Raw genomic sequence first — 20,458 nt, 5'->3', positions numbered from 1 at the left:
GAGGAGCAATGAAGATGATTTTGCAAAACAGAAAAATGAGAGTAACGGGTTTAATTTTAAGTATGGTCATTCTACTAATTTGTATCGGTTTAAGCATTATCTTAGGCTATACAGATACAAATATAAAAACAGCTATCAATGCGTTTCAGTCGTTCGATGGTTCAAACGAACACTTAGTTATACAAAATGTACGATTGCCACGTGCTCTAATAGGTGCAGTGGTGGGTGCATGTCTTGGAATTGCAGGTGCAATGATGCAAGCATTAACGAAAAATCCGCTTGCTTCTCCTGATATTCTTGGTGTGAATGCTGGGGCAGGTTTTTTCATTGTTGTTGCCATTATGATTTTTTCAGTGAATTCCCTGCAAGCTTTTACGTGGGTTGCATTTATTGGAGCGGCTTTAACTGTTGTAGCAGTTTATTTCTTAGGCTCTATCGGTAAAGAAGGGCTAACGCCTATAAAAATGACGCTGGCTGGGGCAGCCATCGCTGCATTTTTTTCTTCTTTAACACAGGGCTTACTCGTATTAGATGAAACTGCACTAGATCAAGTACTATACTGGCTGGCAGGTTCAGTGCAAGGGCGTAAGTTAGAAGTCTTATATAGTGTGCTACCTTATATTGCGGTCGCCGTTATCGCGTCCTTTATTATGGCAGGAAAAATAAATATTTTAAATATGGGTGAAGATGTGGCGAGGAGTTTAGGGCAGCGAACCATTGCTGTCAAACTAACAGCAGGTATACTCATTGCCATCTTGGCAGGAGGAGCTGTTGCCATTGCAGGCCCTATTAGCTTTGTTGGTATTATTATTCCTCATATCGTAAGAGCATTTGTGGGCCACGACTATCGTTGGATTTTTCCTTATAGCGCAGTAGCAGGTGGAATTTTGCTATTAATTGCAGATATTGCAGCTCGCTATGTTATTATGCCTGAAGAAATTCCCGTTGGTGTTATGACTGCTTTTATTGGAACCCCATTCTTTATTTATTTAGCAAGGAAGGGGGCTAAAGCATGAAGAAGTACCAACCAATTCGTTTAAAAAACTTTTCTTTTTTACTTAATATAAAAGCTACAGCTATTATTTCAATCTGTACTTTGCTACTGTGTGCGCTCTTTTTATTAAGCGCTGGAATGGGTGAATTATTCATTGGTCCATTTAAAATTATAGGAATTTTATTTGGTCAAGGCCTTGAGTTTGAAAAATTAGTAGTCACATCATTTAGGCTACCTCGTATTCTTGTCGCTATCTGTGCAGGGATTTGCTTAGCAGCAGCGGGAGCTATTCTTCAAGGCCTTGTTCGTAACCCTTTGGCATCACCAGACCTCATTGGTTTAACAGGAGGAGCTTCTGTTGGAGTGGTGTTATTTTTAGCATTATTTAGCGACGAAAAAAACTCCCTAACAGTTAGCATTCATTGGTTACCGCTCAGCGCATTTTTAGGCGCTTTAATTGTAGCAATCTTGCTTTATATCTTTGCTTGGCGAAATGGTGTATCACCCATTACTTTAGTATTGATTGGTATCGGTTTAACCGCTTTGACCAAGGCGATGACAACATTATTTATGATTATGGGTCCAATCTATCAAGCGAGCCAAGCTAACATTTGGATTACTGGCAGTGTCTATGGATCAAACTGGGCAAATGTATATACGATTGCACCAATTACTGCTGTTTTAATGATTCTTGCATTAATTATGGTTCGTAATCTCAATATTCAAGAGCTAGGGGAAGAAGTTGCCACTAATGTAGGAAGTCACGTTCAAAAAAATCGTTTACTGCTGCTTGTAATGAGTACGGCACTAACGGGTACCGCCGTCGCGTTTGCTGGAGGTATTAGCTTTGTTGGGCTATTAGCTCCTCATATTGCTCGCCGTCTCGTTGGTTCGTCGTTTGGAGCGTTGCTTCCATTATCGGCACTGATTGGTGCAATTTTAATTGTAGCTGCAGATTTAGTCGGAAGAACGTTCTTTTTACCACTTGAAATACCAGCAGGTGTTTTCACAGCAGCAATTGGAGCCCCATATTTTATTTACTTATTATATAAGCAGCGGAACGTCTGAACGTAATCTTTTCAAAAAGGAGTGAAAGTCATGCATTCATTAGAAACAAAGTCGTTAAGCTTATCATACGGAGAAACAATGATTATCAATGAATTAGATTTGAAGATTCCTAAAGGGGAGATTACGGTCTTTATCGGAAGTAATGGCTGTGGCAAGTCAACGCTTTTGCGTTCACTTGCTCGGCTTTTAAAGCCACAAACAGGCTCAGTTTTGTTAGAGGGATCTAAAATATCATCATTACCAACAAAAGAAATTGCTAAGCAGTTAGCTATTCTACCACAAGGACCGGTAGCACCTGAGGGTCTTACGGTTTTACAGCTTGTAAAGCAAGGGCGTTATCCTTACCAAAATTGGTTTCGCCAATGGTCGAAGGAAGACGAAGAAAAAGTTCAAAAAGCTCTAGAATCAACAGGACTAAGTGATTTAGCTGATCGTCAAGTAGATTCTTTATCTGGAGGACAAAGGCAACGTGCTTGGATTGCTATGACTCTTGCTCAAGATACGGATATTATCTTACTTGACGAACCCACAACGTATTTGGATATGACTCATCAAATTGAAATCTTAGATTTGCTGTTTGAACTAAATGAAAAAGAGGAACGAACAATTGTAATGGTTTTACATGATTTAAATTTAGCATGTCGCTATGCGCATCATATTGTAGCACTTCAGGACAAACAAATTTATGCGCAGGGAAAACCTGAAGAAGTGATTACGTGTCAGCTGGTTCGTAACGTGTTTAATATGAATTGTGAAGTAACGGTTGACCCGCTTTTTGGTACACCGCTTTGTATTCCGCACGGTAGAGGAAGATGTGTGGTTCAAAAGGTTGGGGCTGGACTTCAGCATGCTTAACACAAAAGAACAGAAAGCGTTCGAAGAGAAGTTTAGAGCTACTTTTATACAAACGTCAGCCTATGAGATGAAGCTAGCTGAGCTTGCTGATGAGCGGAAGGTCGAAAATGCTCTCTCGTTTATTCAAAATAAGATAGAAGCGCCCAACTTCAGAGTGGTCGCTTCTATTTTTGCAAAAAGGCTCGGCTTTGTAGCCGCAGGCTGCTTATATGCTTTTTCAGTATGTCAAAAAAGAGTAGACGTGCAGCACCTCTCTTTACAGGCAGAGTGTGAAGACGATGGATTGTGGTTACCTCAAGTCTATTATATAAAACAAGCCATTACCCAAGTTGACGTAGCGAATCGGAACGAAGAACGAAAAAAAATAGTGACTGAACTCTTTTCTAAAGGGTTTGAGCCAATCTGGGATGCGCTTAATCAATATACAGGTATCTCAAAGAGAGTGCTGTGGGAAAACATTGCTGTTTATATTCTTTGGTTATATGATCAATTAAAAGAAGATAGCAGTGTCAATCAGCATCAGTTAGAAACAGACTTCACTTACCTTTTCTATGAAGCAACGGGTGATCAATTTGGGCAATATGAAGTCAATCCGTTAAAGTGCTATGCGCGAAGAGAAAGTCGCCAAACGTGCTGTCTATCCTATCAGCTGGCCGGCAAGAAAAAGTATTGTAAAAGCTGTCCCATTTTATGTCGAGCAAAATTCAAGGAGGCGTCAATTTATGGATAAAGAGTTTAACGAGAAATTTGATGTGCTTCTAGAGAAATATACAGAGCTTATGGTGGGAGAAACGAATTCAGATTTAAAGGATAAGATTGAAAAGTGGGCTTTGTATACGTATATTTCAAAGTCAATGCCACCGTTAATCAAGCATTGGAATCATCAATATCCTGAGGCTAAGCAAGAGATGATCGAACTAATTAAAGAAATAAAAAGTTTAAATGAACAGCTTCGTGAAAGCAAAAGCTAAAAGCTCATATATGACAATATGAGCTTTTTTGTCTAAATAAATTGCAGAACCGGACAAAAATCAGGTACATATACTAGTAAAGAAAAGACGATAAGTTACTGCTTGAATGTATCTCTATTTTCAAAAAAATGTTAAAGTGTATAATAACTGCTATATTACATGGTTCGGTAAGGAATTGCAGATTTAATATAAGGGAAGAAAAATCGGGGGAAATGCTATGGAACAATCAATGCGCAACTTTTTTTTGTTTTTATCTCAAAATAAAATGTTAACAAAGCTAGCGAAGCATTATGGCTTACGCTTTGGAGCCGCGCGTTTTGTAGCAGGTGAGACGATTGATGGAGCAGTGGACGTGGTGCGTGAATTAAATGAACAAGGGCTTGAAGTTACAGTTGATCATCTGGGTGAATTTGTTACAACGGAGGAAGAAGCTGCTTATATGACGGAACATTGTATCCAAGCAATCCGACGCATTCACGATGAGAAGCTTAGTTCTCAGCTTTCATTAAAGTTAACGTCAATGGGTTTAGATATTTCGACAGATTTAGTGATGAAAAATATGGAATATATTTTGAAGGAAGCAAAGCAATACAATGTATTCGTTACAATCGATATGGAAGATTACCAGCGTTGCGGAAAGACGATTACTATCTTTAAGGAGCTTAAAAAGCGTTATGACAATGTTGGCACTGTGCTTCAAGCGTACTTATATCGAACGGAACAAGATATCAAAAATTTAAGTGAATACGCTCCAAACTTAAGGTTAGTAAAAGGAGCATATAAGGAATCCGCAGCGGTTGCCTTCCCAGATAAAATTGATGTAGATGATAGCTTTAAGAACATTATTAAAGTACATTTGCTTAATGGCCACTACACCGCCATTGCAACGCATGATGATCAGATTATTGAGTATGCAAAGAAGTTAGCAGTCATTCATGATATTCCGCGTGATCAATTTGAATTTCAAATGCTATTTGGCATTCGACCTGAGCGTCAAAAGCAGTTAAGGAAAGAAGGATATAAGATGCGTGTATATGTACCGTACGGAAAGGATTGGTACGGGTATTTTATGAGAAGGTTAGCTGAGCGCCCAGCGAATGTAGCTTTTATTTTAAAAGGCATTGTGAAAAAATAACCTTCATGAAAAGAATCGAACAAGACGGTATTTCCTTGTTCGATCTGTAGCTTAGTTATCCTGCATATTTTGTTTTCCGTATTGTTGATTCTGAGATGTTTTTTTACCGTGGTTATGAACTTCTTGTGTTGGGCCAGCATTTCCTTTAACGCTAGCTGCGCTTACACCTGCGGATGAAGGGTCTTTTTTTAAGCGTGACATGATATCACCTCCTGGCCTTAATATAACCAAAGACATAAAAAATAGTTGCAAATAATGATGTTCGTATATTGCGAAAATTTAAAAAGTGTTTTATAGTAGTATCAGAGATTAAAAGTAGCTCTCTTTTTTTTAATTATAAAATGAATGACTATTCATTCAATGTATAGAGGGGGATATAAGAATGAGCTTTAAAATTAAGAAAGCCGCTGTAATTGGCTCAGGCGTAATGGGATCTGGAATTGCAGCACATTTAGCAAATGTGGGAATCGAAACCTTGCTATTGGATATCGTGCCTAGTGAATTAAATGCAGAAGAAACAAAAAATGGACTGACGCTAGAAAGTCCACAGGTACGTAACCGAATGAGCTTAACTGCACTAAAAAATTTAGCTAAGCAAAAGCCAGCACCTTTAATGGCCAAATCACGTGTTTCTTTTATTAAGGCAGGGAATTTAGAAGATGATCTTGAAAAGTTAAGCCAATGTGACTGGATTATTGAAGTTATTGTAGAGCGATTAGATGTCAAAAAGCAGCTTTTTGAAAAAATCGATGCAGTAAGAAAGCCTGGTACTATTATCAGTTCAAATACTTCAGGTATTTCAGTTGAAGCGATGGCAAACGGCCGATCGAACGATTTTAAAGCACATTTTTTAGGCACACATTTCTTTAATCCGCCTCGTTATTTGAAATTATTAGAAGTTATTCCTACTAAAGATACAAAAGAAGAAGTTGTTCAATATATGAAAGGCTTTGGTGAAAACGTTCTTGGAAAAGGCGTTGTCCTTGCCAAAGATACCCCTAACTTTATCGCCAATCGAATTGGGACTTATGGTTTGCTAGTAACGGTTCAAGAAATGCTTAAAGGTGGTTATAGCGTCGGTGAAGTGGATTCGATTACGGGGCCACTCATTGGAAGACCAAAAAGTGCTACGTTTCGAACGCTTGATGTTGTAGGGCTGGATACGTTTATTCACGTTTCTAATAACGTTTACGATAAAGTAGATGGAAAAGAAAAAGATGTTTTTACCATTCCTGCATTTATGAAAGTCATGCAGCAAAAGGGTTGGCTGGGAAGTAAATCTGGTCAAGGATTTTTCTTGAAAAAAGGTAAAGAGATTTTAGAATTAAACCCGGATACGTTACAGTATGAAGAACGTCAAAAGCTTAGAACTACTAGTGTGGAATTGAGTAAACAAGCAAAAGGGTTCTCCAATAAAATGAAAGCGCTTCTATATTCAGATGACCGCGCAGGGGCATTTTTATGGAAAATCATTAGCCCGGTACTGCTTTATTCAGCACAGTTAAAAGGAGAAATTGCTGATGATATCGTCGCTATTGACCAAGCGATGAAGTGGGGATTTGGCTGGGATTACGGACCGTTTGAAACATGGGATGCAATTGGATTTAATGCCGCTATTGAAAAAATGGAAGCTGAAGGATTAGAAATGCCGGGTTGGATTCAGGAGATGAAAGAAAACGGATTTTCTGCATTTTATAAGGAGTTAGATGGGCAAAAAATTTATTATGATCACAATGAGTATAAGCCGGTTGTAGAGAACAAAAAAGTTGTCCACCTATCAGCTTTAAAAGCACAGGATAAAGTTATTAAAAAGAACAGTGGCGCAAGTCTAATTGATTTAGGAGACGACGTAGCATGCTTACAGTTCACATCACCAAATAATTCCATTGGCTTAGATATTGTTCAGCTCTTAAATGAATCGTTAGAGGAAGTGAATCGAAATTATAGAGGTTTAGTTATTGGAAACCAAGGTAAAAACTTCTGCGTTGGCGCGAATCTAGCTATGATTTTGATGGAAGCTCAAGACGATAATTTCTTTGAAATTGAATTTGTAATTCGTCAATTTCAACAGGCGATGATGAAAGTGAAATACAATGAAAAGCCTGTCGTTGCCGCACCATTTGCAATGACGCTTGGTGGAGGAACGGAGATTTGTTTACCAACTGCTAAAATTCAGGCATCTGCTGAAACATATATGGGGTTAGTTGAAGTTGGAGTTGGCTTAATTCCAGGTGGTGGTGGAAATAAAGAGCTTTATCTAAAGCAGTTACAAGGTCTTCCAAATGATGTGAACTTAGATTTGCAGCAGATTGCAAATAAAACGTTTGAAACTATTGCGACAGCTAAAGTCTCTAGTTCTGCTCTTCATGCAAGAGAACTAAATTTCTTAAACCATCAGGACGGTATTACCTTAAACCAAGATCATTTGCTTGAAGAAGCAAAACAGTCTGTTCTGTCATTATCACAAGCTGGCTATGAGCCACCAGTTCGCCAAAAAGTGCCTGTAGTTGGTGAGACTGGCTATGCAACTTTATTGCTAGGTGCCCAATCAATGAAATATTCAGGATTTATTTCAGATCATGATTATGAGATTGCAAAGAAGCTAGCATTTGTAATTGCTGGTGGACGCGTACCTTACGGAACAAAAGTGGATGAAGATTATTTACTAGACTTAGAGAGAGAAGCATTCTTGAGCCTAGTGGGAGAGATGAAGTCTCAGCAACGTATGCAACACATGCTAGTAAAAGGGAAGCCATTGCGTAACTAAGGGGGAGAAGGAATGAGAGAAGCGGTAATTGTAGCTGGTGCAAGAACACCGGTTGGAAAAGCGAAAAAGGGGACGCTTGCTACGGTTCGTCCTGATGATTTAGGTGCAATTACGGTAAAGGAAACGCTAAGAAGAGCCGGAGGCTATGAAGGGCCAATTGACGATTTAATTATCGGATGTGCGATGCCAGAAGCTGAACAAGGTTTGAATATGGCCCGTAATATCGGAGCATTAGCCGGGCTCCCATACACGGTCCCTGCTATCACAATCAATCGTTATTGCTCTTCAGGCTTACAAAGTATTGCCTACGGAGCAGAGCGTATTATGTTAGGGCAGGCCAAAACTGTATTGGCTGGAGGAGCAGAATCGATGAGTATGGTTCCAATGTTTGGAAACGTTGCGCGTCCAAACATACAGCTAGTAGAAAATGCACCTGAATATTATATGGGAATGGGACATACAGCAGAGCAAGTTGCTTTAAAGTATGGAATTTCACGAGAAGACCAAGATGCATTTGCTGTAAGAAGTCATCAAAAAGCAGCTCAAGCTCTTCAGGAAGGTAAGTTTAAAGATGAAATTGTTCCTGTTGAAGTGACAATGAGACGTTTAAACAGTAAAAATAAGCTGGAAGAAAACAAGGTTGTCTTTTCACAGGATGAAGGCGTACGTGAGGGAACAACAGCCGGAATCTTAAGTAAACTACGACCTGCATTTTCCGTAACGGGTTCAGTAACGGCAGGTAACTCGTCGCAAACAAGCGACGGAGCGGCAACCGTGATGCTGATGGATCGTGAACAGGCTGAAGCAGAAGGCCTTCGTCCGATAGCGAAGTTTCGCTCGTTTGCAGTTGGTGGTGTTCCACCGGAAGTGATGGGAATTGGACCGATAGCCGCGATTCCAAAAGCATTAAAATTAGCGGGGCTTGAGCTTTCAGATATTGGGTTATTTGAGTTGAATGAAGCCTTTGCATCTCAAGCATTAGGTGTTATTCGTGAGTTAAACATCGATGAAGATCGCGTGAACGTTAACGGTGGAGCAATTGCTCTAGGTCACCCACTTGGCTGCACCGGTACAAAACTAACGCTCAGTTTATTACATGAAATGAAGAGAAGAAATGAACAGTTTGGCGTTGTAACGATGTGTATTGGTGGCGGGATGGGCGCTGCTGGTGTATTTGAACTATTAGCTTAATGAAATAAGGGGGATATGGAGATGGCAAATCAAACGGAACAAACAATTAAAGGTGGTAGCTTTTTAATTAATGATCTTTCCGCAGAGCGAGTATATACACCGGAGGATTTCACAAGCGAGCATAAAATGATTGCTAAAACAACGGATGAATACGTTGAGAACGAAGTACTACCACAAGTAGAATTTTTAGAAAAACATGAGTTTGATCGCTCAGTGAAACTATTAAAGCAAGCTGGGGACCTTGGATTACTAGGAGCTGATGTTCCAGAAGAGTATGGTGGTCTTGGATTGGATAAGGTTGCATCAGCATTAATTGCTGAAAAGATGTCACGTGCAGGAGGATTCTCTATCACACACGGTGCACATGTTGGAATCGGTTCTCTACCAATCGTGCTATTTGGAACAGAAGAGCAAAAGCAAAAATATCTACCAGATTTAGCAACTGGAGGTAAGATTGCAGCGTATGCGTTAACAGAACCAGGATCAGGTTCTGATGCATTAGGAGCGAAAACTGTTGCTCGTCTAAATGCAGAAGGAACTCACTACGTGTTGAATGGTGAAAAACAATGGATTACAAACGCTGGCTTTGCTGACGTATTTGTTGTGTATGCGAAAATAGACGGAGAGCAATTTTCCGCATTTATCGTCGAACGTGATTATGCAGGTGTGTCTGTTGGTCCTGAAGAAAAGAAAATGGGTATTAAGAGTTCCTCCACACGTACCTTGATTTTAGAAGATGCACATGTGCCAAAAGAAAACGTACTTGGAGAGATTGGAAAAGGGCACATTATTGCGTTTAATATCTTAAATATTGGCCGCTATAAGCTAGGTGTAGGTGCAGTAGGAGCTGGTAAGCGTGCCATGGAGTTAACTTCTGAATACGTGAATCAACGTCAACAGTTTAAGACTCCAATTGCAAAGTTTTCGTTAACACAAGAGAAAATTGCAACAATGGCAGCTAAATTATACGCTTCTGAAAGCTCTGTTTATCGTACAGTAGGTCTCTTTGAAGATAGAATGGGTCAGTTATCAGAAGAGCAACAAAAAGATGGGAAAGAAATTGCTGCTTCAATTGCAGAGTATGCCATCGAGTGTTCATTAAATAAGGTATTTGCGACGGAAGTGCTAGATTATTTGGTTGACGAAGGAGTTCAGCTTCACGGTGGTTACGGCTTTATGAGTGAATATGAGATTGAACGCTTATACCGTGATTCTAGAATCAATCGCATCTTTGAAGGGACAAACGAAATTAATCGTTTATTGGTGCCAGGAACGTACTTACGCAAAGCCTTAAAAGGTGAACTTCCGCTTCTTCAAAAAGCGCAGTCACTACAGGAAGAGCTCATGATGCTAATGCCTGAAGAGGCTGGAGAAGGCGCGTTAGATCAATCAAAACTATTAGTTCGTAATGGTAAAAAGATTGCGCTATTATTACTTGGTTTAGCAGCTCAAAAGTATGGCAAAAAGCTTGAGGGTGAACAAGAAGTTCTAGTTAATATCTCTGACATGATTAGCAACGTATATGCAATGGAATCAGCTGTATTACGTACAGAAAAAGCGATTTTGAAAAATGGAGAAGAAAAAAATCAGCTTAAAGTAAACTATACAAAAGTATTCTGTCAAGAAGCATTCAATAAAATCGAAGCGGATGCAAAAGAAACGCTTATTGCTGTAGAAGAGGGAGATACGCTACGCATGATGCTTTCGTCATTACGTAAGCTAACTCGTCACACGCCGGTCAACGTTATTGCTGTTAAACGAGAAATTGCAAAGGTTGTATTGGAAGAAGAACGCTTTATTGTGTAATTTTAAAGTATGGAATAAGTGCTGTGTAAAGAGGAGGGGTAGACACCTTCCTTTACACAGCTTTTCTTTGTTTAAGTGAGAACTAAAATAGGTAAATTAAAGTTGAATATGTTAAAATACGAAAAAGCAAAGAGAAAGGAGGAAAAATGATGAGCGTATTATTTTATTCATACCCTAAATGTGGGACATGCCGAAAAGCAAAGCAGTGGCTAGATCAAAGTGGGGTGGCATATGAAGAAATTCATATTATTGAAAATCCCCCAACAAAAGATCAGCTGACTAGCTACTATAAAAATAGCGGGTTGCCATTAAAGAAGTTTTTTAACACAAGTGGTAAGAAATATCGTGAGTTAGGTTTAAAAGACAAAGTTGCAACAGCAAGTGATGAAGAATTACTTGAAATCCTTTCATCTGATGGGATGTTAATCAAGCGCCCTTTATTAACTGACGGTGATAAAGTAACGGTAGGATTTAAAGAAGAAGAATTTGAAACAACGTGGAAATAAATTTAAAATTCTGTGCGGATTCAAATAGAAAAAACCTCCTTTTTACGTTACACTGATAAGAGGTAGTCGTTGCTATTCGTTAGCGGCATACATAATTTATTGGAGGGATTAAGATGAGTACACCAAAAGAGTTGCGTTATTCAGAAGAGCATGAGTGGGTAAAAAACGAAGGAGAAGTTTTCCGAGTAGGAATTACACACTTTGCTCAATCTGAACTTGGTGACATTGTATTTGTTGAGCTTCCAGAAGTTGGCGATAAAGTTGAAGCAGATGAGCCGTTTGGTAGCGTAGAATCTGTAAAAACAGTATCAGAGCTATATGCACCAATTAGCGGTGAGGTTGTAGAAGTAAACGAAGAATTAAGTGACAATCCTGAGTTTGTAAACGAGTCTCCATATGAAAAAGCATGGATGGTTGTAATTAAGCCTGCTGATTCAGCAGATGTTGAGAAACTTATGACAGCTGAACAATACGATGAAATGATTAACGAAGGTTAATTGACTTCATCTTAAGACATTTCATTTGGTATATCCATAATTTGTCTTCATGTACCTATAACAAAAAGGGCACTCTATTTAGTAAACAAGCTAAAGGGGTGTCTTTTTATGTTTGAACGTAAAAAAGTTGACGTAACGGATCGAATTACAGCAAAATTTCATGAAAACGGTATGCAATTGTATGTCGATAAAGAATCGATTGGCCATGTGAATTACGGTGCAACGGGTAATGAATACAATTTAGAGTCAGGCTACACGCAGGAAAATAATAAGATTTATCAGTATGCTGACGTCCAAACTGGAACTACACAAAAGTATACGGACTGTGATTCAGAAGAGGGTTGGTGCTAAATTTAGCATGAAATCTCTGCGTGAAAGGGTGATGGCGCCAACCATATAAGGTTTGGCGCCATCAGTCTAAAATGACCGAAAATAGTCTATTCTTCAATAAAAACAGTCCATATATGTTCTTTTTACAGCAAAATCTTTTAAAAAACAGGGGAACTGTGTTACATTAACGAATATTGTATAGCATAAAGGAATAACGTTACTATACAACTGATAATTATAGGTGATGACGATGCGTTTAATAGAAATTGAAAAAGTAATTATTGTAGAAGGTAAGTCTGACAAAAAGAGAATCGAGAGCATTATTAATGAACCTATTGAGATTATTTGTACAAATGGAACCATTAGCTTGTCAAAGCTAGATGAGATTATCGATTCCACATATGATAAAGATGTGTACATCTTAGTCGATTCAGATGATTCTGGCAATAAATTACGAAAACAGTTTAAAAAAGAACTCCCAGAAGCGGAGCACCTTTATATCGATAAAATGTATCGCGAGGTAGCGGCGGCACCAAGAAATCACATTGCTACGGTGCTCTTAAGTGCTAATATAGATGTTAACGCAGAATTTTTAATATAGAAGGATGAATAACATGGAAGAATGGACAGAAGAGCAGCTAGACGAAAAGCTAAATAAAGACGAGCGTACCGTCATTTTTTTTCATACCCCCCTTTGTGGAACGTGCCAATTAGCTAAAAAAATGTTAACAGTAGCGGAGGCGGTTATTCCAGAGTTAACAATTGGAATGAGTAATTTAAATTATATGCCTGCTAAAGCTTCTTTGCTTGAAATTGAAAGTGTTCCATGCTTAATTGAATTTGAAAATGGCGAAATGAAACAGAAGCTTTATGCTTTTCACTCCGTTGAACACGTAATAGAACGTCTTAGCTAAATAAGTATTTGTTTACAAGTGTGCATGGGATTATTATCCTATGCATATTTTTGTTGACACCCTTTCTGACACATGCTAGAATCACAAACATAAATGAATGAATATTTAATGAAAACAAAATAATTTTAATAATTTGTCGTTAACTCTTATCAAGAGAGGTGGAGGGACTGTGCCCTGTGAAACCCGGCAACCGTCAGACTAACTGAAATGGTGCCAATTCCTGCAAAGCATAAGCTTTGAAAGATGAGAGAAAGGATTTAATCATAAACCTTTCTGCTCATGTGTAGAAAGGTTTTTTTATTTTCAAAAAGCAAGGACACACTAAGCAGACAGAGCAAGTCAACAAAGAAGGTGAAGAAGATGATTACGTTACAAGATGTAACAAAAATATATGATGCTAAAAGTGGAAAAGTTACGGCTGTTGATCAAGTTAATTTGTCAGTAGCAAAAGGTGAAATCTTCGGTATCATTGGATACAGTGGGGCAGGGAAAAGCTCCCTTATTCGCTTATTAAATGGTTTAGAAACACCTACTTCTGGAACTGTCGAAGTGGCAGGGAACCAAATTGGAAAGGTTAAGGGTGCTAAGCTTAGACAAGCTAGACAGGAAATTAGTATGATTTTCCAACATTTTAATTTGCTTTGGTCTCGTACCGTTCAGGAAAATATTGCGTTCCCGCTTGAAATTGCAGGTGTTTCTAAAGGTAAACGAGCAGAACGTGTAAACGAGCTTATTAAATTAGTCGGATTGGAAGGGAGAGAAAACGCCTATCCATCTCAGCTAAGCGGTGGACAAAAGCAGCGTGTAGGGATTGCAAGAGCGCTAGCCAACAACCCAAAAGTTCTATTATGCGACGAAGCAACATCAGCACTTGATCCACAAACAACAGATTCAATTTTAGATTTGTTAGTTGATATTAATGAAAAGTTAGGTTTAACGATTGTTTTAATTACTCATGAAATGCACGTTATCCGTAAAATTTGTCATCGTGTAGCCGTGATGGAAAATGGGAAAGTAGTTGAACAGGGAGAAGTACTTGAAGTGTTCCGTAAACCACAGCAAAATATTACAAAACGATTTGTACAGCAAATCTCAGAGCCAGAAGAAACGTTTGAGACAGTTGAACAGGTGAAAGAACTTTATCCGAGTGGTCAAATTGTTCAGCTTACATTTGTAGGTGGAAAAGCAGAGCAACCGCTCATTACGAGTATTTTAAAAGCGTTCGATGTCACGATTAACATTTTACAAGGGAAGGTCTCTTATACACAAACAGGCTCTTACGGAACTTTGTTTATCCATTTAGACGGTGAAAAGGTAGAGGTTAATAAAGTAATCGAGTACATCCGTGAACAACAGGTAGAAATTGAGGTGATGACGGATGCTAACTGAATTATTTCCAAACGTAACGTATGATAAGTTCAGCGCAGCAACGATTGAAACACTGTATATGACAAGTATCTCAGTCGTTGCTACCTTTATATTAGGAATTATATTAGGCCTACTTCTATTTTTAACAGGCAAAGGACAGCTTTGGGAAAACCGCTTCGTTAATATTATTATAGGAGCGTTCGTAAATATTTTTCGATCCATTCCATTTATCATCTTACTGATTTTGCTCATTCCATTTACAAAAGCGATTGTAGGAACGATGCTTGGAGCAGAAGCAGCACTGCCAGCTCTTATTGTTGGAGCAGCACCGTTTTACGCGCGTATGGTTGAAATCGGCCTTCGTGAAATTGATAAAGGTGTTATTGAAGCAGCAAAGTCAATGGGAGCTACAACAAGCACAATTATTTTTAAAGTGCTGCTTCCAGAATCAATGCCTGCTTTGATTTCCGGTTTGACGGTTACAGCAATCGCACTCATTGGCTATACGGCAATGGCTGGAGCGGTTGGAGCTGGTGGTTTAGGAAACTTAGCATATTTAGAAGGCTTCCAGCGAAATAATAGTGATGTAACCCTTGTGGCGACAGTTTTAATTTTAGTAATTGTATTTATTATCCAGTTCATTGGTGATTTTATCACATCTAAAATTGATAAACGATAAGAGGAGGAAATATATTATGAAAAAATGGGTTTCAACATTTGCTTTATCATCTGCTTTAGTTTTAGGTTTAGCTGCTTGTGGTTCATCTGGAGGCAGTGGTTCAGATTCATCAGAAGACGAGAAGAAAATTGTGGTTGGAGCGTCAAATATTCCGCATGCTGAAATTTTAGAAGAAGCAAAACCATTGTTAGAGGAAAAAGGAATTGAGTTAGACATTAAACCATTCCAAGATTATATTCTACCTAATACAGCATTAGATGGAAAAGAAATTGATGCAAACTACTTCCAGCACATTCCTTATCTAGACTCTGTATTAGAAGAAAATCCTAATTATGATTTTGTAAGTGCAGGAGCGATTCATATCGAGCCAATTGGTATCTACTCTAAAAAATACAAGTCATTAAAAGACCTTCCGAAAAACGGTACGGTAATTATGCGTGATGCAGTAGCAGAACAAGGTCGTATTCTTTCAATTTTTGAAAAAGAAGGCGTAGTTAAGTTGAAGGAAGGCGTTAAAAAGCAAGATGCAACGCTTGATGATATTGTAGAAAATCCTAAAAACCTAACGTTTAAAGCAGATGTTGAAGGTGGTTTATTACCTCAGGTTTATAACAACAATGAAGGTGATGCTGTTGTCATTAATGCAAACTATGCTTTAGATGCTGGTTTAGATCCTGTTAAAGACCCAATCGCTGTAGAGTCAAAGGAAAACAATCCGTATGCAAACATCATCACGGTTCGTAAAGGTGATGAAAATAAAGAAGAAGTAAAAGCGTTAGTAGAAGTGCTTCATTCAAAAGAAATTCAAGATTTCATTGAAGAGAAGTATAAAGGCGCGGTGCTTCCTGTAAACGAGTAATATATTAAAGTCGACTAGTTTAGATCTGGTCGACTTTTTCTATTTTTATCGTCAAGTATAACTCCGATTTGTATCATCCATACTAATGAGGAAAACTATGACGAATGGAGTTGGCAAGAGAGATGCAACAAGAAACAAATCATTCAACAGAACAGGCACTTCATAACTATAAGGTAGGAATTGGAACATTCAGCGAAAAACTTCCAAAGTTGACTGAAGCGTTCAACACTTTCACAGAGGCTTGTTTTGAAGAAGGGTCTATTTCTAAAAAAGACAAGCAGCTTATTGCATTAGGAATTAGCGTTGTAGCTCAAGATGAATATTGCATGATTTATCATACAAAAGGTTGCCTAGATAACGGAGCAACTGAGCAAGAGATTCTAGAAGCTTGTGGTGTTTCGGCAGCATTCGGTGGTGGAGCAGCGATGAGTCAATCGGTCACGTTAGTACAGGAATGCATGCAGGAGTTAAAACGTCAAACACACTAAATATAAATGATAAGCAGACGTTGCTTTAAAGGCTAGTTATGCCTATGAAAGCAACGTTTTTTGTACGTTTAAAATATGTATACATATAAGGGAAAAGCGTTTATCGCAAAAGGTTGCTATAAGTTTTCATTTGTTATAAGATTGTAATGAGAATAAAATGAGAATAATTAAAAAGATATAGGTATATCTGATTTTAGTATATACATCTATAACTGGAGGTTTTAGTATGGCAGGTTCAACTTTAATCATTAAAGATCTTCATGTGTCAATTGAAGGCAAAGAGATTTTAAAAGGTGTTAACTTAGAAGTTAAAGGCGGAGAGATTCATGCAATCATGGGTCCAAACGGTACAGGTAAATCGACTTTATCTTCAGCAATTATGGGACACCCTAAATATGAAGTAACACAAGGTAGCATTACACTTGATGGTGAAGACGTGCTTGAGATGGAAGTGGACGAGCGTGCGCGTGCAGGTCTATTCCTTGCAATGCAATACCCAAGTGAAATTAGCGGTGTAACAAACGCAGACTTCTTACGTTCATCAATTAATGCACGTCGTGAAGAAGGCGATGAAATTTCACTAATGAAATTTATCCGTCAACTAGACAAAAACATGGATTTCTTAGAAATGGATCAAGATATGGCACAACGTTATTTAAATGAAGGTTTCTCTGGTGGAGAGAAAAAGCGTAATGAAATCCTTCAATTAATGATGTTACAACCTGCTATTGCAATCCTTGATGAGATTGATTCAGGTTTAGATATCGATGCATTAAAAGTAGTATCAAAAGGAATCAACGAGCTACGTGGTAGCGACTTTGGTTGCTTAATGATCACTCACTACCAACGTCTATTAAACTACATCACACCAGACCATGTTCACGTTATGATGCAAGGTCGCGTGGTAAAATCAGGCGGTCCTGAATTAGCTCAGCGTTTAGAAGCAGAAGGCTATGACTGGATTAAGAAAGAATTAGGTATTGAAGACGAAACTGTAGGGCAAGAAGCATAAGCATTAGGAGGATTTCTATGACTATTGATACAAAATTACCATTTGATCAAGGGTACGTTCGCAGTTTTTCTGAAAAAGCTGCTGAGCCGAAATGGTTGTTAGATCTTCGTTTACAAGCTCTTGCGAAAGCAGAAGATCTTCCACTACCAAAACCAGATAAAACAAATATTACAAAGTGGAACTTTACAGATTTCTCAAAGCATGATGCTGAAGCAAAAGCAATTTCTTCAATTGATGAGCTTCCTGAGTCTGTAAGAGCACTTATTGATACAGAAGCGGTTAAAAACTTATATGTTCAACGTGACCAAACAGCTGCATATGCAACGTTAACAGATGAGTTAAAAGAACAAGGGGTTATCTTTACTGATATCCAAACAGCTGCAAAAGAACATGAAGAGCTTGTACAAAAGTACTTCATGAAAGATGGTGTAAAAGTTGATGAGCATCGTTTAACAGCTCTTCACGCTGCACTGCTTAACGGTGGCGTATTTGTTTACGTACCAAAAAATGTTGAAGTAAAAGAGCCACTTCAAGCCGTTTTCGTACGTGAAGACGAAGAGGCAGCACTTTTCAACCACGTTATTGTGGTTGCAGAAGATAATAGCTCTGTTACGTATGTAGAAAACTACATTGCTACTTCTGAAGAATCAAACGGTGTAGTAAACGTTGTGACAGAAGTATTTGCAAATAATAATGCAAAAGTAACCTTTGGTGCCGTAGACTACCTTGCAAAAGGAACAACTAGCTACGTAAATCGCCGCGGTGTTGCTGGTAAAGACGGTCGCATTGAGTGGGCATTAGGCTTAATGAGTGAAGGAAACACAGTTTCTGAAAACATCACATACCTAATGGGCGATGGTTCATATGGTGATACGAAAACAGTTACAGTAGGTCGCGGTGAGCAAAAGCAAAACTTAACGACGAGCATTATTCACTTCGGTAAAAATTCTGAAGGTTACATCTTAAAGCATGGTGTAATGAAAGACAGCGCGTCTTCAATCTTTAACGGAATCGGTAAAATTGAACACGGTGCATCTAAATCAAATGCTGAGCAAGAGTCTCGCGTATTAATGCTAAGCGAAAAAGCTCGTGGAGATGCTAATCCAATCTTATTAATTGATGAAGATGATGTAACAGCAGGACACGCAGCTTCTGTAGGTCGCGTAGATCCATTACAGCTTTATTATTTAATGAGCCGTGGTATTCCACAAGTTGAAGCTGAACGCCTAGTTATTCATGGTTTCTTAGCTCCAGTTGTAAATGAGCTTCCGGTTGAAACGGTGAAAAAACAGTTAACGGAGTTAATTGAAAGGAAAGTTCGATAATGAACGTTTCTGATATTCGCAAACAGTTTCCGATTTTAGACCAAGAAGTAAATGGACACCCGCTTGTTTACTTAGATAGCGCTGCTACTTCTCAAAAGCCAGTTCAAGTGATTGAAGCACTTGATAAGTACTATAGAGAATATAACTCAAACGTACACAGAGGTGTTCATACACTAGGCACGATGGCTACGGATGGTTACGAAGGTGCACGTGAAAAAGTAAGAAAGTTTATTAATGCGAAATCAACAGAAGAAATTATCTTTACGCGTGGAACAACTACAGCTTTAAATATTGTTGCTGCTAGCTATGGACGTGCCAATTTGCAACCTGGTGATGAAATTGTGATCACTTATATGGAGCATCACAGTAACATCATTCCATGGCAGCAAGTTGCAAAAGCAACAGGAGCAACATTAAAATATATTGATCTTACAGAAGACCATGCTCTTTCATTAGAAACGGTTAAAGAAACGATTACGTCAAATACAAAAATTGTTTCGGTTATGCATGTTTCTAACGTATTAGGCGCAATTAATCCGGTAAAAGAAATTGCGGAAATTGCTCACCAACACGGAGCAATCATGGTTGTAGACGGTGCACAAAGTACGCCTCATATGAAGGTGGATGTACAGGACTTAGACTGCGACTTCTTTGCGTTTTCTGGTCACAAAATGTGCGGTCCAACAGGCATTGGCGTGCTGTATGGAAAAAAAGAGTTATTAGAAAAGATGGAGCCAGTTGAATTCGGAGGGGAAATGATTGATTTCGTTAACCTATACGATTCAACATGGAAAGAGCTTCCTTGGAAGTTTGAAGGTGGAACGCCTATTATTGCAGGAGCAATTGGATTAGGTGCAGCTATTGATTTTCTAGAGGAAGTGGGCTTGGATAATATTCTTGCTCATGAGCATCGATTAGCCAATTACGCACTAGATCGTCTTTCAGAAGTAGAGGGTATTACCATTTACGGACCGAAAGAGCGTGCTGGCGTCGTTACGTTTAATCTTGATGATGTTCATCCACATGATGTAGCAACCGTTTTGGATGCTGAAGGAGTTGCTGTACGCGCAGGGCATCACTGTGCACAGCCGTTAATGAAATATTTAAATGTATCTTCAACTGCACGTGCAAGTTTCTACTTGTATAATACAGAAGAAGAAATCGATCAATTAGTGTCATCACTAATTAAAACGAAGGAGTATTTCACAAATGTCTTTTAACAATTTAGATACTCTTTATCGTCAAGTGATTATGGATCATTATAAAAACCCTCGAAATCGTGGGTCTTTAGAAGAAGATACGGTTCAAATTCAAATGAATAACCCAACGTGTGGTGACCGTATCGAATTATCACTTAAAGTAGAAGATGGCAAAGTAACAGATGCAAAGTTTGAAGGAGAAGGCTGTTCAATCTCTATGTCATCTGCTTCAATGATGACACAGGCAATTAAAGGGCAAGAGATTGAAACAGCTCTTGAACTTGCGAACATCTTCTCAGATATGATGCAAGGAAAAGAGTATGATGATAGTATAGATTTAGGAGACATTGAAGCACTTCAAGGTGTTTCAAAGTTTCCAGCACGTATTAAATGTGCAACATTAGCGTGGAAAGCGATGGAAAAAGGCCTAAAAGAACAGAATTAAGTCCTGTTAGGCCTTTGTTCATTCCCAATCCTATCAAGTAGGGGGTAAT

General features: G+C 38.6%; 23 protein-coding genes and 1 riboswitch. Of the genes, 22 read left to right on the top strand and 1 reads right to left on the bottom strand.

Translation table 11 applies throughout. The features are described 5' to 3' along the window. Nucleotides 1-35: 35 nt before the first annotated feature. From V2145_RS17975 to V2145_RS17950, 6 genes are all read left to right on the top strand, one after another. Nucleotides 36-1,016 (top strand): FecCD family ABC transporter permease, encoded by a 981-nt coding sequence (locus tag V2145_RS17975; RefSeq protein ID WP_430487879.1) that lies wholly within the window; start codon nucleotides 36-38, stop codon nucleotides 1,014-1,016. Further along, nucleotides 1,013-2,062, top strand: coding sequence for a FecCD family ABC transporter permease (locus V2145_RS17970; RefSeq protein ID WP_094911143.1), 1,050 nt, complete (start codon nucleotides 1,013-1,015; stop codon nucleotides 2,060-2,062). The genes V2145_RS17975 and V2145_RS17970 overlap by 4 nt, the downstream gene beginning before the upstream one ends. Nucleotides 2,063-2,092: 30 nt before the next feature. Continuing rightward, nucleotides 2,093-2,917, top strand: coding sequence for an ABC transporter ATP-binding protein (locus V2145_RS17965; RefSeq protein ID WP_094911144.1), 825 nt, complete (start codon nucleotides 2,093-2,095; stop codon nucleotides 2,915-2,917). After that, on the top strand, nucleotides 2,910-3,647 hold the full coding sequence (gene fhuF / locus V2145_RS17960) for a siderophore-iron reductase FhuF (RefSeq protein WP_311856181.1): 738 nt from the start codon (nucleotides 2,910-2,912) through the stop codon (nucleotides 3,645-3,647). The genes V2145_RS17965 and fhuF overlap by 8 nt, the downstream gene beginning before the upstream one ends. Continuing rightward, complete coding sequence (locus V2145_RS17955; RefSeq protein ID WP_311856182.1) at nucleotides 3,640-3,888, top strand: DUF2573 family protein; 249 nt, start codon at nucleotides 3,640-3,642, stop codon at nucleotides 3,886-3,888. The genes fhuF and V2145_RS17955 overlap by 8 nt, the downstream gene beginning before the upstream one ends. A 217-nt stretch (nucleotides 3,889-4,105) precedes the next feature. After that, nucleotides 4,106-5,023: a proline dehydrogenase gene (locus V2145_RS17950; RefSeq protein WP_311856184.1), complete on the top strand. Its 918-nt coding sequence runs from the start codon at nucleotides 4,106-4,108 to the stop codon at nucleotides 5,021-5,023. Between the two features lie 51 nt (nucleotides 5,024-5,074). Here the strand turns inward: V2145_RS17950 and V2145_RS17945 are convergent, their stop codons facing one another. Next, nucleotides 5,075-5,224 carry a YuzL family protein gene (locus V2145_RS17945; protein ID WP_076512331.1) on the bottom strand — a complete coding sequence of 50 codons (150 nt, stop codon included), beginning with the start codon at nucleotides 5,222-5,224 and terminating at the stop codon, nucleotides 5,075-5,077. Between the two features lie 181 nt (nucleotides 5,225-5,405). On the opposite strand from V2145_RS17945, the gene V2145_RS17940 reads away from it, so the two are divergent. The 16 genes from V2145_RS17940 to sufU all read left to right on the top strand — a co-directional run bounded on the left by V2145_RS17940 (nucleotide 5,406) and on the right by sufU (nucleotide 20,409). Beyond that, entirely contained in the window at nucleotides 5,406-7,790 is a 2,385-nt protein-coding gene (locus V2145_RS17940) for a 3-hydroxyacyl-CoA dehydrogenase/enoyl-CoA hydratase family protein (protein WP_330988059.1), read from the top strand. A gap of 12 nt (nucleotides 7,791-7,802) precedes the next feature. Beyond that, a complete protein-coding gene (locus V2145_RS17935; RefSeq protein ID WP_311856188.1) occupies nucleotides 7,803-8,981 on the top strand; it encodes an acetyl-CoA C-acetyltransferase in 1,179 nt (392 codons plus the stop codon). A 21-nt stretch (nucleotides 8,982-9,002) separates the two neighbouring features. Continuing rightward, a complete protein-coding gene (locus tag V2145_RS17930) occupies nucleotides 9,003-10,787 on the top strand; it encodes an acyl-CoA dehydrogenase family protein (protein ID WP_330988058.1) in 1,785 nt (594 codons plus the stop codon). A 149-nt stretch (nucleotides 10,788-10,936) separates the two neighbouring features. Then, on the top strand, nucleotides 10,937-11,293 hold the full coding sequence (locus V2145_RS17925) for an arsenate reductase family protein (RefSeq protein ID WP_131887472.1): 357 nt from the start codon (nucleotides 10,937-10,939) through the stop codon (nucleotides 11,291-11,293). 113 nt (nucleotides 11,294-11,406) lie between these two features. Next, nucleotides 11,407-11,790 (top strand): glycine cleavage system protein GcvH, encoded by a 384-nt coding sequence (gcvH, locus tag V2145_RS17920; RefSeq protein WP_094911151.1) that lies wholly within the window; start codon nucleotides 11,407-11,409, stop codon nucleotides 11,788-11,790. A gap of 108 nt (nucleotides 11,791-11,898) precedes the next feature. After that, nucleotides 11,899-12,141 carry a YusG family protein gene (locus V2145_RS17915; protein WP_094911152.1) on the top strand — a complete coding sequence of 81 codons (243 nt, stop codon included), beginning with the start codon at nucleotides 11,899-11,901 and terminating at the stop codon, nucleotides 12,139-12,141. A gap of 229 nt (nucleotides 12,142-12,370) precedes the next feature. Continuing rightward, complete coding sequence (locus tag V2145_RS17910; protein ID WP_025909441.1) at nucleotides 12,371-12,721, top strand: toprim domain-containing protein; 351 nt, start codon at nucleotides 12,371-12,373, stop codon at nucleotides 12,719-12,721. Between the two features lie 13 nt (nucleotides 12,722-12,734). Then, nucleotides 12,735-13,034, top strand: coding sequence for a thioredoxin family protein (locus V2145_RS17905; protein WP_311856196.1), 300 nt, complete (start codon nucleotides 12,735-12,737; stop codon nucleotides 13,032-13,034). A 143-nt stretch (nucleotides 13,035-13,177) separates the two neighbouring features. Then, nucleotides 13,178-13,284, top strand: a riboswitch (SAM riboswitch). A gap of 110 nt (nucleotides 13,285-13,394) precedes the next feature. After that, nucleotides 13,395-14,423, top strand: a complete 1,029-nt coding sequence (locus tag V2145_RS17900; RefSeq protein WP_311856199.1) for a methionine ABC transporter ATP-binding protein — start codon at nucleotides 13,395-13,397, stop codon at nucleotides 14,421-14,423. Then, complete coding sequence (locus V2145_RS17895) at nucleotides 14,413-15,081, top strand: methionine ABC transporter permease (RefSeq protein WP_094911155.1); 669 nt, start codon at nucleotides 14,413-14,415, stop codon at nucleotides 15,079-15,081. The genes V2145_RS17900 and V2145_RS17895 overlap by 11 nt, the downstream gene beginning before the upstream one ends. Before the next feature lie 16 nt (nucleotides 15,082-15,097). Then, nucleotides 15,098-15,940, top strand: coding sequence for a MetQ/NlpA family ABC transporter substrate-binding protein (locus tag V2145_RS17890; RefSeq protein ID WP_094911156.1), 843 nt, complete (start codon nucleotides 15,098-15,100; stop codon nucleotides 15,938-15,940). A 122-nt stretch (nucleotides 15,941-16,062) separates the two neighbouring features. Continuing rightward, on the top strand, nucleotides 16,063-16,428 hold the full coding sequence (locus V2145_RS17885) for a carboxymuconolactone decarboxylase family protein (protein WP_094911233.1): 366 nt from the start codon (nucleotides 16,063-16,065) through the stop codon (nucleotides 16,426-16,428). Nucleotides 16,429-16,654: 226 nt separating this feature from the next. Beyond that, nucleotides 16,655-17,440 carry a Fe-S cluster assembly ATPase SufC gene (gene sufC, locus V2145_RS17880; protein ID WP_094911157.1) on the top strand — a complete coding sequence of 262 codons (786 nt, stop codon included), beginning with the start codon at nucleotides 16,655-16,657 and terminating at the stop codon, nucleotides 17,438-17,440. A 17-nt stretch (nucleotides 17,441-17,457) separates the two neighbouring features. Continuing rightward, entirely contained in the window at nucleotides 17,458-18,765 is a 1,308-nt protein-coding gene (gene sufD, locus V2145_RS17875) for a Fe-S cluster assembly protein SufD (protein ID WP_094911158.1), read from the top strand. Next, nucleotides 18,765-19,985: a cysteine desulfurase gene (locus V2145_RS17870; protein WP_210610887.1), complete on the top strand. Its 1,221-nt coding sequence runs from the start codon at nucleotides 18,765-18,767 to the stop codon at nucleotides 19,983-19,985. The genes sufD and V2145_RS17870 overlap by 1 nt, the downstream gene beginning before the upstream one ends. Beyond that, nucleotides 19,975-20,409, top strand: coding sequence for a Fe-S cluster assembly sulfur transfer protein SufU (gene sufU, locus V2145_RS17865; protein ID WP_061785058.1), 435 nt, complete (start codon nucleotides 19,975-19,977; stop codon nucleotides 20,407-20,409). Before V2145_RS17870 ends, sufU begins: the two co-directional genes overlap by 11 nt. The last annotated feature ends 49 nt before the right edge of the window (nucleotides 20,410-20,458 follow it).

It is taken from the genome of Priestia sp. GS2 (genome assembly GCF_036409025.1).
Lineage (GTDB): Bacteria > Bacillota > Bacilli > Bacillales > Bacillaceae_H > Priestia > Priestia aryabhattai_A.
Note: the sequence above shows the minus strand (reverse complement) of the source record. Positions and strands in the feature narration are given on the sequence as shown.

Excerpts from the sequence above, each read along its gene's own strand:
- V2145_RS17870 (WP_210610887.1), top strand. The coding sequence starts at position 18,765 with ATGAACGTTTCTGATATTCGCAAACAGTTTCCGATTTTAGACCAAGAA.
- V2145_RS17975 (WP_430487879.1), top strand. The coding sequence starts at position 36 with ATGAGAGTAACGGGTTTAATTTTAAGTATGGTCATTCTACTAATTTGT.
- gcvH (WP_094911151.1), top strand. The coding sequence starts at position 11,407 with ATGAGTACACCAAAAGAGTTGCGTTATTCAGAAGAGCATGAGTGGGTA.
- V2145_RS17885 (WP_094911233.1), top strand. The coding sequence starts at position 16,063 with ATGCAACAAGAAACAAATCATTCAACAGAACAGGCACTTCATAACTAT.
- sufD (WP_094911158.1), top strand. The coding sequence starts at position 17,458 with ATGACTATTGATACAAAATTACCATTTGATCAAGGGTACGTTCGCAGT.
- V2145_RS17945 (WP_076512331.1), bottom strand. The coding sequence starts at position 5,224 with ATGTCACGCTTAAAAAAAGACCCTTCATCCGCAGGTGTAAGCGCAGCT.
- V2145_RS17940 (WP_330988059.1), top strand. The coding sequence starts at position 5,406 with ATGAGCTTTAAAATTAAGAAAGCCGCTGTAATTGGCTCAGGCGTAATG.
- fhuF (WP_311856181.1), top strand. The coding sequence starts at position 2,910 with ATGCTTAACACAAAAGAACAGAAAGCGTTCGAAGAGAAGTTTAGAGCT.
- V2145_RS17905 (WP_311856196.1), top strand. The coding sequence starts at position 12,735 with ATGGAAGAATGGACAGAAGAGCAGCTAGACGAAAAGCTAAATAAAGAC.
- sufC (WP_094911157.1), top strand. The coding sequence starts at position 16,655 with ATGGCAGGTTCAACTTTAATCATTAAAGATCTTCATGTGTCAATTGAA.
- V2145_RS17890 (WP_094911156.1), top strand. The coding sequence starts at position 15,098 with ATGAAAAAATGGGTTTCAACATTTGCTTTATCATCTGCTTTAGTTTTA.
- V2145_RS17970 (WP_094911143.1), top strand. The coding sequence starts at position 1,013 with ATGAAGAAGTACCAACCAATTCGTTTAAAAAACTTTTCTTTTTTACTT.
- V2145_RS17915 (WP_094911152.1), top strand. The coding sequence starts at position 11,899 with ATGTTTGAACGTAAAAAAGTTGACGTAACGGATCGAATTACAGCAAAA.
- V2145_RS17950 (WP_311856184.1), top strand. The coding sequence starts at position 4,106 with ATGGAACAATCAATGCGCAACTTTTTTTTGTTTTTATCTCAAAATAAA.
- V2145_RS17955 (WP_311856182.1), top strand. The coding sequence starts at position 3,640 with ATGGATAAAGAGTTTAACGAGAAATTTGATGTGCTTCTAGAGAAATAT.
- sufU (WP_061785058.1), top strand. The coding sequence starts at position 19,975 with ATGTCTTTTAACAATTTAGATACTCTTTATCGTCAAGTGATTATGGAT.
- V2145_RS17910 (WP_025909441.1), top strand. The coding sequence starts at position 12,371 with ATGCGTTTAATAGAAATTGAAAAAGTAATTATTGTAGAAGGTAAGTCT.
- V2145_RS17930 (WP_330988058.1), top strand. The coding sequence starts at position 9,003 with ATGGCAAATCAAACGGAACAAACAATTAAAGGTGGTAGCTTTTTAATT.
- V2145_RS17895 (WP_094911155.1), top strand. The coding sequence starts at position 14,413 with ATGCTAACTGAATTATTTCCAAACGTAACGTATGATAAGTTCAGCGCA.
- V2145_RS17935 (WP_311856188.1), top strand. The coding sequence starts at position 7,803 with ATGAGAGAAGCGGTAATTGTAGCTGGTGCAAGAACACCGGTTGGAAAA.
- V2145_RS17965 (WP_094911144.1), top strand. The coding sequence starts at position 2,093 with ATGCATTCATTAGAAACAAAGTCGTTAAGCTTATCATACGGAGAAACA.
- V2145_RS17900 (WP_311856199.1), top strand. The coding sequence starts at position 13,395 with ATGATTACGTTACAAGATGTAACAAAAATATATGATGCTAAAAGTGGA.
- V2145_RS17925 (WP_131887472.1), top strand. The coding sequence starts at position 10,937 with ATGAGCGTATTATTTTATTCATACCCTAAATGTGGGACATGCCGAAAA.